Origin of the sequence: Actinocrispum wychmicini (genome assembly GCF_004345645.1) — a bacterium.
Lineage (GTDB): Bacteria > Actinomycetota > Actinomycetes > Mycobacteriales > Pseudonocardiaceae > Kibdelosporangium > Kibdelosporangium wychmicini.
The window spans coordinates 537,482-551,055 of sequence record NZ_SLWS01000007.1 but is presented as its reverse complement, the minus strand read 5'-3'; the positions used below and the strand labels follow the sequence as shown (position 1 = coordinate 551,055).

Below are 13,574 nucleotides of genomic sequence, written 5' to 3'. Positions count from 1 at the left end.
CGCTGATGCGATGTCCGACAACGCCGCCACGCGGCCCCGCGCCGGAAATGCCGCCAATCTGCTCACCGTCTTGTTCAGCACGTGGCTACTCGGCGGCGTGCTGGCAGATGTGTTGGCGCACAACAACATTCGCAAACTGGAGACCTTCTTCACGCCGTGGCACGCCGCGCTCTATTCGGGGTTTCTCGCCACAGCGGCGTGGGTGGGCTGGATCGTCCGGCGCAACCTGATGGCCGGGCGGCGCGGGTTCGACGCCATCCCCACCGGCTACGGGCTCGGCGTGGCCGGTGTCGCGCTGTTCCTCGTCGCCGGCGCCGGCGACCTGGCCTGGCACACGATCTTCGGGATCGAACAGAACACCCGCATCCTGTTCAGCCCGACGCACCTGCTGTTGATCACCGCGCTCAGCCTGATCTTCACCAGCCCGTTGCGGGACGCGCTGACGGATCCGGCGATACCGGACGCCCCGTCGACGCGCCGGTTGCTGCCGGCGATGCTCGGCCTCGCCTTCGCCGGCGCGGCCATCATGGTGCTGCTGCAGTACGGGAACATGCTGTTGCTCACCCCGGATCGCGTCGTCGACGCGCTCGACCGGGACGGCAAGGGTTCGGGTGCGTCGAGCGTGGCGCTGGAGCTGATCGTGACGAACGTAGCGCTGCTGTTCCCGCTGCTGATCATCGGGCGCCGCTGGACGATCCCATTCGGCACCGCGACCATCATGTACGCGGTGTTCGGCGTACAGGCCGCGGTGCTGCGTACGCCGATGGTGCTCGTCACGGTCGTGCTGTGCGGGCTCGGCGTCGACCTGCTGGCGATGCGCCTGCGGCCCGGGCCGTCGCGGCGGCGGGCGTTCTGGGCGTTCGGCGCGTTGGCCCCGGTCGTCACGTGGGCCGTGTTCTTCGCCGTCGGGTTCATCGAGGCAGGCAGGCTGCCCGGCGTCGTCGAGTTCTGGACCGGCATGCCGGTCGTCGCGGGCCTGCTTGGGCTGTTGTTCGCCGCGTTGCTGCTGCCTGGCGCCGGCGCGCTCGGCGGGGCGGGTGTCGAGCCCGCGGTGTCCCACGAGACCACCCCGACGGCCCGGTGAACACGATCGAGACCGGCGCGCCGCGCTACGCGCTGTTCGGCTGGACCGGCGTCGGCGCGCTGGCGGGGGTGCTCGCCGGGCTCGCACTGACCGCGGACGGATCGCTGCCCGGCGTCGTCACGCCGCCTCCGGCCGTGGTCGTCGGGCTGCCGGTGGCCAAGGCCGTCCTCGACCTGGCGGCGGTGACCACGGTCGGGCTGAGCATCCTGCCGTTGCTGGTCGGGCTGCGGCCGCGCGAAGGCAGCGCCCGCGTGCTGGCCAGGGCCAGGCGATGGGCGGTGATCGCGGCCGCGGTGTGGCTGGCCGGCACACTGGCGTCGCTGGCTTTGGAGACCGCGGACGTGTTCCCCGGCCGGCCGGTCACGTTCGGCGAGATCGGTTGGTACGTAACGAATATCGGTTCCGGAAACGCCCTGCTGATCGTAGCCGGGTGCGTGCTGGGATATCTCGTGATCGGGCTGTTCGCGGTGCGGTACGGCGAGTCGGTGCCGGCCGAGCTGCGGATCGGGGTGGCGGTCTTCGCGCTGCTGCCGCTGGCGGCCACCGGTCACGCCGCGCCCACCGGACCCGGTTTGCGCGGCATCAACACGATCTCCATGCACCTGCATGTGATCACCGCCGTGCTGTGGACCGGCGGCCTGCTCGCGGTGATCATGTTGATGGTGGCCGACCGCGCGCTACTGGCGGACGTGCTGCCCCGGTATTCACTGCTCGCCACGGCCTGCGTGTTCCTGACCGCCGGCACCGGCGCGTTCAACGGCTGGTTCGTGCTGTACGAAACGCCTGGGGTGCACTGGTACGCCGCGTTGTTCGACACCGGGTACGGCCGGATCGTGCTGCTCAAGGTCGCGGCCATCCTGGCGGCCGGGCTGCTCGGCGCGCGCACCCGGTTCGCGTTGCTGCCCAGGCTCCGCCGCCAGCAACCCGCCGCCATCGGCACCCTCGCCGCCCTGGAACTCGGCGTGATGGGCGTGGCCTACGGCCTGGCCGCCGTCCTGGTCCGCGCCCCCGTGATCGGCGGCTAGGTGCTCATTGCTCTCCCGCGAGGCTATGCTCGGCTGGGGGAGGGCACATCGATCATGACCATGACGTCCAATGTTCCGCTGTCCGTGCTGGACCTCGCACCGGTGATGAGTGGCTCACCGCCGACCCAGGCGCTGCGCAACATGCTCGACCTCGCCAGGCGGGTCGAGCGGCTCGGATACCTGCGGTACTGGCTCGCCGAACACCACAACACGGCCTGTATCGCCAGTTCGTCGCCCGCGGTCCTGATCGGACACGTCGCGGACGCGACCACCACCCTGCGAGTCGGTGCCGGTGGGGTGATGCTGCCCAACCACCCGACGCTGCTGGTCGCCGAGCAGTTCGGGACACTGGAGGCGTTGCACCCAGGGCGGATCGACCTCGGCATCGGTCGAGGTCCCGGCACCGATCCAGCCACCGCGCGGTTGCTGCGCTGGTCCAACGACCCGCCTGCGGCGGCGGAGTTCCCGGCACAGGTGTCCGAGTTGATCGCGTACTTCCAGCGTGACGTGGGCAGTCAGCCGATCATCGCGGTGCCCGCGCCGGGCAACCAGCCGCCGATCTGGATGCTCGGCAGCAGCTCGAACAGTGCCAGGACGGCAGGCGCACTCGGGCTGCCGTTCGCGTACGCCCACCACCTGAACGCCGACGGCACCTTGCCGGCACTGGCGGCCTACCGCGAGAACTTCCGCCCGTCCGCACAACTGGCCAGTCCGTACGTCATCGTCTGCGCGATGGTGCTCGCCGCCGACAACGACGAGCGGGCCAGGTGGCTGGGCACGCCACTCGCCTTGACCATGCTTCGGCTGCGCGGGGGTTTTCGGCAGGACCCGTACGCCAGCCCGCAGGAGGCCGCGGACTATCCGTACACCCCTGAGGAACGGGAACTGGTCCGTGAGTACCTCGACACCAGGATCATCGGCGGCCCGGACGTGGTGCGGCGCAGGATATCCGATCTGCTCACCCAGACCGGCGCCGACGAGCTGATGGTGATCACGATCGTGCACGACCACAACGAACGCGTTCACTCCTACGAGCTCGTCACCGACCTGGTCGCCGGCTGCTAGACGTCCTTTTTGGACGCCCGTGCCGGTGGCACACGATCGAGTGGCGTTGGTGTTGCGGCGTTCCCACCGATGTTAGGAATGGTGGGAGGTGTGGTCGCCGGCCCGCCCCGATCCGGAAGGTGTTTCCATGCGTCTGTCCAGGGTTCTGGTCGGTCTGGCCGCTGTGGTGGCTGCCGGTGCCGCGGCGCCGGCGGCCACGGCGGCAACCCTGCCGCTCTACCCCGTCCAGCTCCGCAACGTCGACACCGACAACTGCCTGGAGGTTCAGGACGGCGGAGACCTCTACGCGAACCCCTGCACTGGCGCGCCGAACCAGACTTGGCTTTCCAACGGCTCGGGGTCGGCCCAAAATCCCATGACCGGCCTGTGCCTCCAGAACAACGGCAACGGCGACGCAGTCGCGGTCGAGTGCGACGGCAACCCGCGGCAGCAGTGGGACGACCAGGACCGCAACTGGTTGTTCAACCCGTACACCGGGGCCTGCCTGGCCGACGGCGACGGATACGTCTACACCACCAGCTGTGACAGCTATCCCACCGAGTCGTGGATCGCCGAGCAACAGTAGTCAAGGAGTTCATGCAGGTGCGCCATAGTTCCCGATGGTGGTTGCGTGCGCTCGTCCTGTGGTGTGCGGCCGGCATCCTGCTCACTGGACCACGCCCGCCGACGGCTCGTGCCCTCGCCCCCGTGGACGCCTGTGCCGGCGCAGGGCCGATCGCGCACGCATCGGCCGGGCTCGACTTCGGTGGCAAGGAACTCAGCCAGGCAAGCGCCGCCCGCACGGCTGCTGCCATCGAATCCGCCCTGACAGGCGGTGCACTTCCGCCAGGCGCACAGGTTGTGGACGGCCACGTGGTCATCCCGAACGGCCCAAGCGCCTTCACGATCCGGGTGGAGCCGGTGCGCATGCCCGGTGGCCTGCCGTACGCGCCGGTGGCGACCGTCCACATGCTCGGCCCTGACGAGGCCGTGGTACGCGTCTCTGACCGGGCAGCGGCCGACCTGATCCGGCACGCGGTCGCCGCCCGGCTCACCGAGGTCGCCGTCGTCGTCACCGACCGAGCGAACCAGCGGCGACCAGACGTCACCAGCGGGCTGACCGAAGGCGTGCTGACCACCGCCGGCCCAGATGGCCGAATACCGTTCAGCCCCAAGGATTTCGGCCAGGTCACCGCGCTGAAGCTGCTGGGTGACCAACTGCCGCGGGCCGACGCCAAGGTGAAGAACGTCGCGCTGGGCGAGGCGATGGCGCTGGGCCTGCTCGACCAGGATCCCGAGCACCCGGTGCACCAGATGGCGGGCAACGCACCCCTGGTCGGCACTGCCGCCGCCGAGGCACGCGCCGCGTCGATCCGCGCACTGCGCCCGGACTCGGCCGCCAGCCTCGACAAAGTGTTGGCCCTCGCCGGAAAGACGGACTCACAGGCAGCACTCCGTGACATCCGCGCCGAGCGGGACTGCCAGCACCGGGCCTTGCGGGCCGCGGCGGACCAGACGATCGCCCAACGAGCCGACGCGGACGCCGACCTGACCAACTCGCTCAACGCCAAGTACCCCAACCTGCCTGTCATCCCACACGTGATCGTCGGCAGCGGGTGGGCGGCCACCGTCGACTACCTCACCCTGCCCCCGCTGACGAACACCAGTGGTGACACGCCTTCGGTGCTGGCCGTGGCCAGCGGCTCCGGCGTGGTCAACAACCTGGGGGACTTCCGGCTCACCCAGCCCGCGATGGACAACGAGCTGCCAGGCGCTCCGTTCCAGCCGGCCGATTTCGCCGAGGACCGCGACGACTTCGTCTTCTCCACCGCGTTCGGCCGGGCGGTCGGCGTGGCCCGAGCGCTGGCGGGCATGCCCACTTACCGGACACTGGCAACCAAGGTCGAAACCAAACCTGCCGGCGCGAGCTGGCCCGCGGGCGCGCGCTACCGCTTGACGACCAGCGACGGCCGGGAGCTGTACGCGCACTCGCTGGACCTGGCGACCGGGCTTGGGCCAGCCAGGATCCCGCAGGCAGTGAGCCTCGCCGGCCGCACCTTCGTCGACCCGCGGACCGGCTACCAGACCGCGGTCGACCCGTCGGGTGACATCCACGTCCTTGACCCGGCCGGACACGTCTACACCGGCCAGCTGCCCGCGGAGACCAGCTGGCTGCTCGGCGTCCGCAATGTCGATGGCATACCGCAGAAGCTCTACGACCCGTTTCTCCTTGACCCCCAGGGCCGGCCCACCGAACGGCGGGTGTCCGACCCGGACACCGGGTACTCGGTGGACCCGGGCACTCAGGCGACCTACGACCCGTCCGGGACACAGGTCGACCCGGCCACCCTGGACCCCACACTGCGGGCCCGGCTCGGCTTCCTGCCCGCCGGCTACCGTGACCCCAGGTTCGTGCCGGAGCCTGATTCGCCGTACTCGGTCCACCCGGTCACCACTGACGTCATCCTGACCAGCACGGGAGAACCCGTTGACCGCGGCACACTGTCGGCCACGGTACTGGCCCGGCTGGACGCACTGGTCCGAGAGCACCGCGTCCAGTTCGGCGGGGAGAACACCAGCGCCAGCTATCGGCCCACCGACGAACTGCTTGTCGTCGGTGGCGGCGCGGGTGGAGCGTCCGAAGTGGAGCAAGCACGTTATGCCACCCGGCAGGTCACTTGGGGAGCACGCCGGGCGAAGCTCGGGACCGACTACCCCCAGGGGCCACCGGGCGCACTCGACCCGAAGGGCCTCCGTCTACAGTGGAACGACGCCGACCGGGCGCGCCGGGCGGAGATCGAACGGGATCTCAGTTTCGTCAACGGCGGGTTCAACCGGCGCAACACACTGCCCGAGATCGGCGCCTTCGCACTTCCCATCTGGGACGCCACCATCCGGACCACCGACCTACCCGTCACCGTCCGCTACACCACCGACGGCCGCTTCCGCACCACCGACGCCCAGGACCGCCCGGCCACCTTCACCCGGATCGTCTACACCATCGGCCAGGAGGCCGACTATCCCGGCGGTGCGGCTGCGTTGATCGGCACCGAAACCCGCCTGTACGGAGTACTCGGCCCTGACCGCCACGAACTCAACGGCCTGCGGGACGCGTACGGCGGTCTGCGGGTGCTTGGCGCGGCCAGCGTCACCGGCGCGGTCCTCAAGCTGACCCGCGAAGACCAGCAAGCCCTGACCGACAAAATCAAGGACCAGGCCCAAGCCCTGCCACCGGACGCCCGGGACATCCACCCGAGCATCCGTTACCACGCCCAACGGATCGCCGAGATGAACCGCACTGTCAACCTCGATCTCTTGTAGGGCAGTGCAGGGCCTGGGCCTGGCGGGTGTCACCTGGTGTAGTTCTGTCCGAAGGGCATACCGGGGATGGGCTGGGCGATGAGGGCGACCGGGATGAAGTAGAAGATCTGGCTGATCACCAGGGTGAGCGTCCAGAGCGCCTTGTCGTCGTAGTGGGCGGACGCTCGGGCGACCAGCTCGTCGGGAACGCGCTGGCCGGAGGGGTTCGGGGTGAGGACGGCCTCCACGAGTTCCAGCGCGACCCGTTCGGCGTCGGTGAAGAAGGGGGCGTCCCGCCATGACGCTACGGCGGTGATGCGCTGTTCTGTTTCGCCGGCTTCGCGGAGGCTGTCTGTTCGCGCGACGGTGTGGTAGGTGCTGCCGACGATCTGGCCGGCGCGCAGCTGGACCAGGCCGATGGTGGTCTGCGGAATCGAACCGTTGGCGATGGCCTTGACGGTGGCCGCGGCGACCTCCGCCACCTCGGGAATCAACTGGGTAGGGTCGGGCAGACGCGACCGTTGGTTGTCCTGCTTGCTGGTCGTGGGTGTGGACATGGCGAGTCTTCCTTTTCCGGGGTCTCGGTTGTGTGTCACCAGTCCGACGACCCAGGCCCGCGGAATGTGAGGCCGCCAGGTCAGGTGGGCGCCACGTCACAGTTCGGTGCCGTGTTTCGTCGAACAGGTGAGGGCACACGCGAGGAGAGGGAGCCATGACCACCCCACCCGAGTCAGGACACGCCCAGCCCGACCCCAGCCTGCCCGCGGTCGTGAGCGAGCGGCGTCAGCTGATCAATCTCGCCTACCGGATGCTCGGCTCCCTGGCCGACGCCGAGGATGTCGTCCAGGAGACCTACACCCGCTGGTACGCCATGTCCCCGCGGCAGCGGGACGCCATCGAGTCGCCCGGTGGCTGGCTGACCACGGTCGCCAGCCGGGTCTGCCTCGACCTGCTCGGCTCGGCCCGGGTCCGGCGGGAAAGCTACGTGGGCGAATGGATCCCGGAGCCACTGCCTGACCACGCCGAATGGTCAGGTACCGCCGACCCGGCCGACCGAATCACCCTCGACGAGTCGGTCAGCATGGCCTTCCTTGTCCTGCTCGAAGCGATGACCCCGGCCGAGCGCGTCACGTTCATCCTGCACGACGTGTTCCGCTACCCGTTCACCGACGTCGCCGAGATCGTCGGCCGCTCCCCGGCGGCCTGCCGCCAGCTCGCCTCCTCGGCCCGTCGCCGCATCCGCACATCGCAGGCACCCACGACGCCGGCGGCGCGGAGCGCCGCCATCGTCCGGAACTTCAAGCAGGCATGGGAAGCCAAGGACATCAACGCCCTCATCGGCCTGCTCGACCCGGACGCCACCGTGATCAGCGACGGCGGCGGCGTCGTGCCCGCCAAGCTGCACCCGATCGACGGCGGCGAGCAGGTCGCCCGCGCGCTGGTCGACTTCGCCGGCCTGGTGCCCGACTTGACGCTCCTGGAACGCACGGTCAACGGTCAGCCCGGTCTGGTGGTTCAGCACGAGGGCCGCACCTTGACGGTGATGGCGTTCGACGTCACCGGAGAGAAGATCAAACACATCTGGGCGGTCCGCAACCCCGAGAAACTCCGGCCCTGGACAACGGAGTGACACCCGCCGTCATCCAGCGGGCGGGATGTTCTGGTTGAGGTGGAAGACGTTCTGTGGGTCCCAGGTGCGTTTGAGTTCGGCGAGCCGTGGGAAGTTGTCGCCGTAGGCGGCCCGGACCCGGTCCAGTCCCTCGTCGGCGAGGTGGTTGACCTCCACTCCGGTCGCCCATGGCCGGGCCGCCGCCCAGAGTCCGTCGGCCCAGGACCGATGGGTGTCGGGTGCCGGGTCGTCCGGCTGCCACGCGGCCGCGATCTCCATCACGTACGAGCCGTCGCGGTGCCGGAACGCGGTGGCGTCCGGCGGGACGGCGGCCGCTGCACCGCCCATCGGGAGCAGTAGCGTGATGTTGCCGGGCGAGGTGAAGCGGCCACCGAAGTCGAGCATGGCGGCGATGAGGTCGTCGGTGATCGGGCCGCCGATGTGCGAGCGCATGTGATACGGGGTGCTCTCGCCCTGGGGGTCGAAGAAGTGCTGCAGGTCCCGGAAGGACGTGGGCTGGACCAGGTCCGCGACCGGGGTCATCAGTGCCCGTAGTGGCACGAGCGCCTGTTCGCCGTCGGCGATGGCGCCGACATAGCAGACGGCGACCGCCAGCACGGGCTTGCCGTGCAGGTCCACGGGGACGAACGGGGCTTCGGGCGCGGCGAGGATCGCCGGAGCGACGTTGAGGTCGGTGGGCGCGTCGAACGTGGCGATGAAACGCAGCACTTCGGCAGCGTCTTCCAGCCGGTACAGGAGCATCCCGCCGAGCAGGTCCGTCAGCGGGTGCAGACGCAGGGTGGCCTGGGTGACGATGCCGAAGTTGCCGCCGCCACCGCGTAACCCCCAGAACAAGTCCGGGTTCTCGTCGGCGTTCGCCGTCACCACCTGGCCGTCGGCGGTGACCACCTCGGCCGACACCAGGTTGTCGCACGCGAGGCCGAAGGAACGGACGAGCCAGCCGTTCCCGCCGCCGAGCAACAGGCCGATGACACCCACGTCGGCCACGTGTCCGCCGACACCGACCAGCCCGTGGGCGGCGGTCGCATCGGTGAGTTGGCCCCATCGGACGCCGGGCTGAACTGTGGCGATCCGGTCGGCGGCGTCAACGAGGATCCTGTGCATCGGGCTGAGATCGAGCACCAGCCCGCCATCGGTGGTGGAGAAACCGGGAAAGCTGTGTCCGCCGCCGCGTACGGACACCGCGAGGTTCGCGCGCCGCGCGAGATCCAGTGCGGCCACGACGTCCTCGGTGGTATGACAGCGGGCCACGCCGGCCGGGTGCCGGTCGACCGCCAGGTTCCAGACCTTGCGTGCCTGCTCGTAGCCGGGGTCGCCGGGGCGGACCAGGTCACCCTGGAAAGGGCCGGTGTCGAGCGAGGTGTCCATGGGGGTGTGTCCTCCAGCAAGGTCCGGACCAGTGGGATGTGGTCGGTGAAGACGTACCACGCCGATCGCGAACCCAGCCACTGAGAATGCCGGATCCAAGGGCCACGCACTGGTTCGTTCCTGGTCGCAGTGGTAAGCATGAAGGTCGTGGGGGATGTCCATAACCAGTTCACGGGGAACGCGACCTACGTCATCCAGGCCCGGGACATCATCGGGGACGTCGTGTTCCAGACAGTCACCGAGTCGCCGCAGGGCAGGGCGGCCACGGACCTCGCCAAGGTGGTGCGGGCGCAATGGCGCGACGAGGCGGTGACGCGCGGTCTCGCGGGCGCTGGGGCACTCGCGGTGCGCTGGGTCGCGGACTGGTCCGTCGCCGATCACCAGGAAAACGTGCGGGTCACGGCGGCCGGCGGGTTGGGCGACCTCGCGAACGCGTTCCGCACGATGCCCGACCAGCGGCTGGTGATCATCGGCGCGCCCGGGTCCGGCAAGACCTCGCTGGCGATCCTGCTGACCCTGGAACTGCTCCGCGACCGCACGGCCGGCCAGCCGGTTCCCGTGGTCCTGCTCGCGTCGTCGTGGGATCCGGGCAGGGAGCACTTCGACGCCTGGCTGGGTCGCCGCATCACCGAGGAGTACCTGGAGCAGGGCGACGACCTCACCCGCGACCGGATCCGGGAACTGGTCCGCGACCGCGAAGTCATCCCGGTGCTGGACGGCATCGACGAGATGCCGGAACTGCTGCTCGAGGAGGCGCTGGCCGCACTCAACAGGGCTCTTGGCGACGGCTCACCGGTGATCCTCACCTGTCGGGCGGCCGAGTACGCCAACGCCGTCGCCGACAAGAGCGTGCTGGGGGCGGCGGCGGTGATCCGCGCGCAACCTGTGGCGGCCGAACCGGCGGCCGGCTACCTGCGCAGGACGTCGCAACCACGATTGTTGGCGCGGTGGGAACCGGTGTTGTCCGAACTGGTCGGGAATCCGGCTGGTCCGGTCGCGAAGACGTTCGAGTCGCCGCTGATGCTGTGGCTGGCCAGGACGGTGTACACCACCAGCGCGAACGATCCGGTCGAACTGCTTGACGCGCAGCGGTTTCCCGATGTGTCGACGATCGAACGGCGGCTGCTCGACGCACTGGTACCAGCGGTCTTCCGCACCGGCCCGAGGTCACCGCATCAGCCGAGGCCGGCTCGGGACTGGGGCCCGCGACGGGCCCAACGGTGGCTGGCGTTCTTGGCGGCGCACCTGATGCGCTCGCGCAGCAGGGAGATCGAGTGGTGGAACCTGAGTCAGTTCACCCTGCTCGACCTGGCCGTCCTGGCTGGGATCGGCTTCGGCTTGACGCCGGCCATCACTCTGCTCGCCGGGTGGTACCCCACCCCGGACGCGGTCCAGTCGTTCGAGCTCGCCATCGGTGCCGACGTCGCCTTCAAGACCGGCGCGATGGCACAGGCGGTCATCCTCGTCCTGCGCCTGCGGACAAGTGACCTGCCCCGGCGGCCGAGGCTGAGCGGACGGCTGCCCGGCATGGTCGTGTTGCTCGCGATCGTGGTCACCGTGGGATCGTTCCTGTCGCCAGGACAGAGCATCGTCGTCATCGGCGATGGCGTTGCCGCGATCTTGGTCGTGGGCCTGACCGTACCGGTGCAGTCGGCACAGGCGCTTGGCCCCCGGGCATTGTTGCGCGGCGAACAGGCGACTACGGCGCTGACGGTGCTGCTGATCAGCCCGCTCATCGGCGGCCTGACGGCCTGGCTGATGCCCACCGACGGCTGGGCCGCGGCGTCCGGGATCGCACTGATCGGCGGACTGGGGGTCGCCGTGGTGGCTGTCACGGTGTCCCCATGGGGTCGATGGGTGCTGACGAAGGCGGCGCTGGCCGTCATGCGGCGGTTCCCCTTGTCGGCACTGACCTTTCTTGAAGACGCGCATCGTGTGGGAGTGTTGCGCCAGGTCGGTGGTGTGTACCAGTTCCGGCATTCGCTTCTGCGCGAGCGGCTGGCGTCGGTGTGGAACGACAAGGACTTCGCGCCGGCCGTCGGTCGGTACGAACCGGACGAGTTACGGCTCGACGGCAGCGGTACGATGCTGGGCGGGTGGAAGTTCGCCCTGCTGATGGTCGGTGGTTCGGTGGTCGTGATCGCCAAGCTCGGTGCGTGGGCCGACCTCCAGATGTGGCTGTCCGTCGGGGCGACCTGGGGCGGCGTCGCACTGATCAGCTGGGTGCCGGTGCGCCTGGTGAGTCGAAAAGCCAAGCTGCGACTGACCAGTGAGGTGATCGAGGCGGGCTTTGGCCGCCGGACGGTCACGTTCCGCTGGACCGACGTCGAGGAAGTCGCGGTGCGCAAGTTCGAGCCATCGTCGGGCAGGAGCGGCGGGTTCATGCTGCATCTCCGGCCAGCACCCTCGGTGGAACTCGACACCTGGGTACGGGTCAACTCCACCGGGTGGGTCGCTGTGTACTCGTTGGGAGCCAAGGGTGTGGTGCCGGCACAGCTCGACGCGGCGCTCACCCGTTTCGCCGGCGACCGGTGGAAGCGGTTCGAGTGAGTTAGTGGGACTGCTCCAGTGCGTCCCAGAACCCGCACTGGTGCTCGGCGGCGAAGTCGACCGGCTTGATGTCGCCTGGGGCCAGCGACAGCGTCGAACAGTTCAGGCTCTTGGCGAACTTCACCCCTGCCTGCTCGGCCTGCTGCCGTGGCCGCGCGACCCACTGGCCGTCCTCGCCGAACGGCCCACCACCGTGGATCCACACCATCACGGGCAGCTTCCGGGCGTGTGACGTTGACCGTCAGGCAGTTCTCGAAGTAGGGACAACCCCACCCCAAGCAACCCGCCAACGTCGCGCCAACGCTGTTACATTCAAGCGACCCGTCCCCGACCAGGGAGTCGTCGTGGCCAAGCCGCTCATCAGCGTCGACCTGTCCCGCCCGGCGCACGAACAGGACGGACTGCACAACCGTTGGCATCCGGAGATCCCGCCCGCGGCCACAGTCCGGCCAGGTGACATCTTCCGGCTGGAGATGAAGGACTGGACCGACGGCCAGATCGGCGACAACGACAGCGCCGACGACGTCCGCGACGTCGACCTGTCGGTGGTGCACATCCTGACCGGCCCGGTCCACGTCGACGGGGCCGAACCCGGCGACCTGCTCGTGGTCGACCTGCTTGACCTCGGCCCGCTCGACCGGGACGCCTGGGGCTTCACCGGCATCTTCGCCCGGGAGAACGGCGGCGGGTTCCTCACCGACGTCTTCCCGGAGGCCCGCAAGGCCTGCTGGGACTTCGAGGGCATCTTCGCCCGGTCCCGCCACCTGCCCGGCGTCCGGTTCCCCGGCATCGTGCACCCCGGGCTGATCGGCACCGCGCCGTCGGCCGAACTGCTGGCCACCTGGAACCGCCGTGAGGCCGCGCTGGTGGCCACCGACCCGGACCGGGTGCCGACCCTGGCCAACCTGCCGACAGCCACCAACGCGACGCTCGGCGCCCTGCGCGGCGCGCAGTTCGACCGGGTCGCCGCCGAGGGTGCGCGGACGGTGCCGCCCCGCGAGCACGGCGGCAACTGCGACATCAAGAACCTGTCCCGTGGCTCGCGGATCTTCTTCCCGGTCTACGTCGACGGCGCCCGATTGTCCATGGGGGACATGCACTTCTCCCAGGGCGACGGCGAGATCACCTTCTGCGGGGCGATCGAGATGTCCGGCTTCGCCGACCTGCACGTGGACCTGATCAAGGGCGGGATGGCCAAGTACGGCCTCACCAGCCCGCTGTTCAAGCCGGGTCCGGTCGAACCGCGCTTCGAGAACTACCTGGTCTTCGAGGGGATCTCGGTCGACGAGCGGACCGGCGAACAGCGATTCGTCGACGCCACCCTGGCCTACCGGCGAGCCTGCCTGGCCGCCATCGACTACCTGGCGAACTTCGGGTACAGCCGCGAACAGGCGCTGCTGATCCTGGGCACCGCGCCGATCGAAGGGCGGATCTCCGGGATCGTGGACGTGCCCAACGCCTGCTGCACCCTGTACCTGCCGACCAGCATCTTCGACGGTGACATCGTGCCGTCGTCCGGGCCGATCCCGACCATCGGCGGCGGGTCGGCGGCGCTGCCGTCGAGCTAGTGTCG

At 69.5% G+C, this 13,574-nt stretch carries 11 protein-coding genes; 8 read left to right on the top strand and 3 right to left on the bottom strand.

The features are described 5' to 3' along the window. The first annotated feature begins 10 nt into the window (after positions 1-10). From EV192_RS32435 to EV192_RS32415, 5 genes are all read left to right on the top strand, one after another. Positions 11-1,084, top strand: coding sequence for a hypothetical protein (locus tag EV192_RS32435; protein WP_132122220.1), 1,074 nt, complete (start codon positions 11-13; stop codon positions 1,082-1,084). Then, entirely contained in the window at positions 1,081-2,109 is a 1,029-nt protein-coding gene (locus EV192_RS32430) for a copper resistance D family protein (RefSeq protein ID WP_132122218.1), read from the top strand. The genes EV192_RS32435 and EV192_RS32430 overlap by 4 nt, the downstream gene beginning before the upstream one ends. A gap of 54 nt (positions 2,110-2,163) precedes the next feature. Then, the gene (locus EV192_RS32425; protein WP_132122216.1) at positions 2,164-3,174 is read left to right on the top strand and encodes an LLM class flavin-dependent oxidoreductase; all 1,011 of its coding nucleotides are present in this window, start codon (positions 2,164-2,166) and stop codon (positions 3,172-3,174) included. A gap of 127 nt (positions 3,175-3,301) precedes the next feature. Then, the gene (locus EV192_RS32420) at positions 3,302-3,739 is read left to right on the top strand and encodes an RICIN domain-containing protein (protein ID WP_132122214.1); all 438 of its coding nucleotides are present in this window, start codon (positions 3,302-3,304) and stop codon (positions 3,737-3,739) included. 11 nt (positions 3,740-3,750) lie between these two features. Continuing rightward, a complete protein-coding gene (locus EV192_RS32415; protein ID WP_132122212.1) occupies positions 3,751-6,474 on the top strand; it encodes a hypothetical protein in 2,724 nt (907 codons plus the stop codon). A gap of 29 nt (positions 6,475-6,503) precedes the next feature. Here the strand turns inward: EV192_RS32415 and EV192_RS32410 are convergent, their stop codons facing one another. Continuing rightward, a complete protein-coding gene (locus EV192_RS32410) occupies positions 6,504-7,010 on the bottom strand; it encodes a carboxymuconolactone decarboxylase family protein (protein WP_132122210.1) in 507 nt (168 codons plus the stop codon). A gap of 155 nt (positions 7,011-7,165) precedes the next feature. Between EV192_RS32410 and sigJ the strand changes: the two genes are divergently transcribed. Then, positions 7,166-8,083, top strand: coding sequence for an RNA polymerase sigma factor SigJ (gene sigJ, locus EV192_RS32405; RefSeq protein ID WP_132122208.1), 918 nt, complete (start codon positions 7,166-7,168; stop codon positions 8,081-8,083). 9 nt (positions 8,084-8,092) lie between these two features. On the opposite strand, the gene EV192_RS32400 is transcribed toward sigJ, so the two are convergent. After that, on the bottom strand, positions 8,093-9,451 hold the full coding sequence (locus tag EV192_RS32400; RefSeq protein WP_165960736.1) for an FAD-binding oxidoreductase: 1,359 nt from the start codon (positions 9,449-9,451) through the stop codon (positions 8,093-8,095). 147 nt (positions 9,452-9,598) lie between these two features. On the opposite strand from EV192_RS32400, the gene EV192_RS32395 reads away from it, so the two are divergent. Continuing rightward, positions 9,599-12,001 carry an NACHT domain-containing protein gene (locus EV192_RS32395; protein WP_165960735.1) on the top strand — a complete coding sequence of 801 codons (2,403 nt, stop codon included), beginning with the start codon at positions 9,599-9,601 and terminating at the stop codon, positions 11,999-12,001. A 1-nt stretch (position 12,002) separates the two neighbouring features. Here EV192_RS32395 and EV192_RS56185 read toward each other — a convergent pair whose 3' ends face one another. Next, positions 12,003-12,209 (bottom strand): hypothetical protein, encoded by a 207-nt coding sequence (locus tag EV192_RS56185; protein ID WP_243727218.1) that lies wholly within the window; start codon positions 12,207-12,209, stop codon positions 12,003-12,005. Between the two features lie 136 nt (positions 12,210-12,345). Here EV192_RS56185 and fmdA point away from each other — a divergent pair, with 136 nt between their 5' ends. Beyond that, entirely contained in the window at positions 12,346-13,569 is a 1,224-nt protein-coding gene (fmdA, locus tag EV192_RS32390) for a formamidase (protein WP_243727217.1), read from the top strand. Positions 13,570-13,574: the final 5 nt, after the last annotated feature.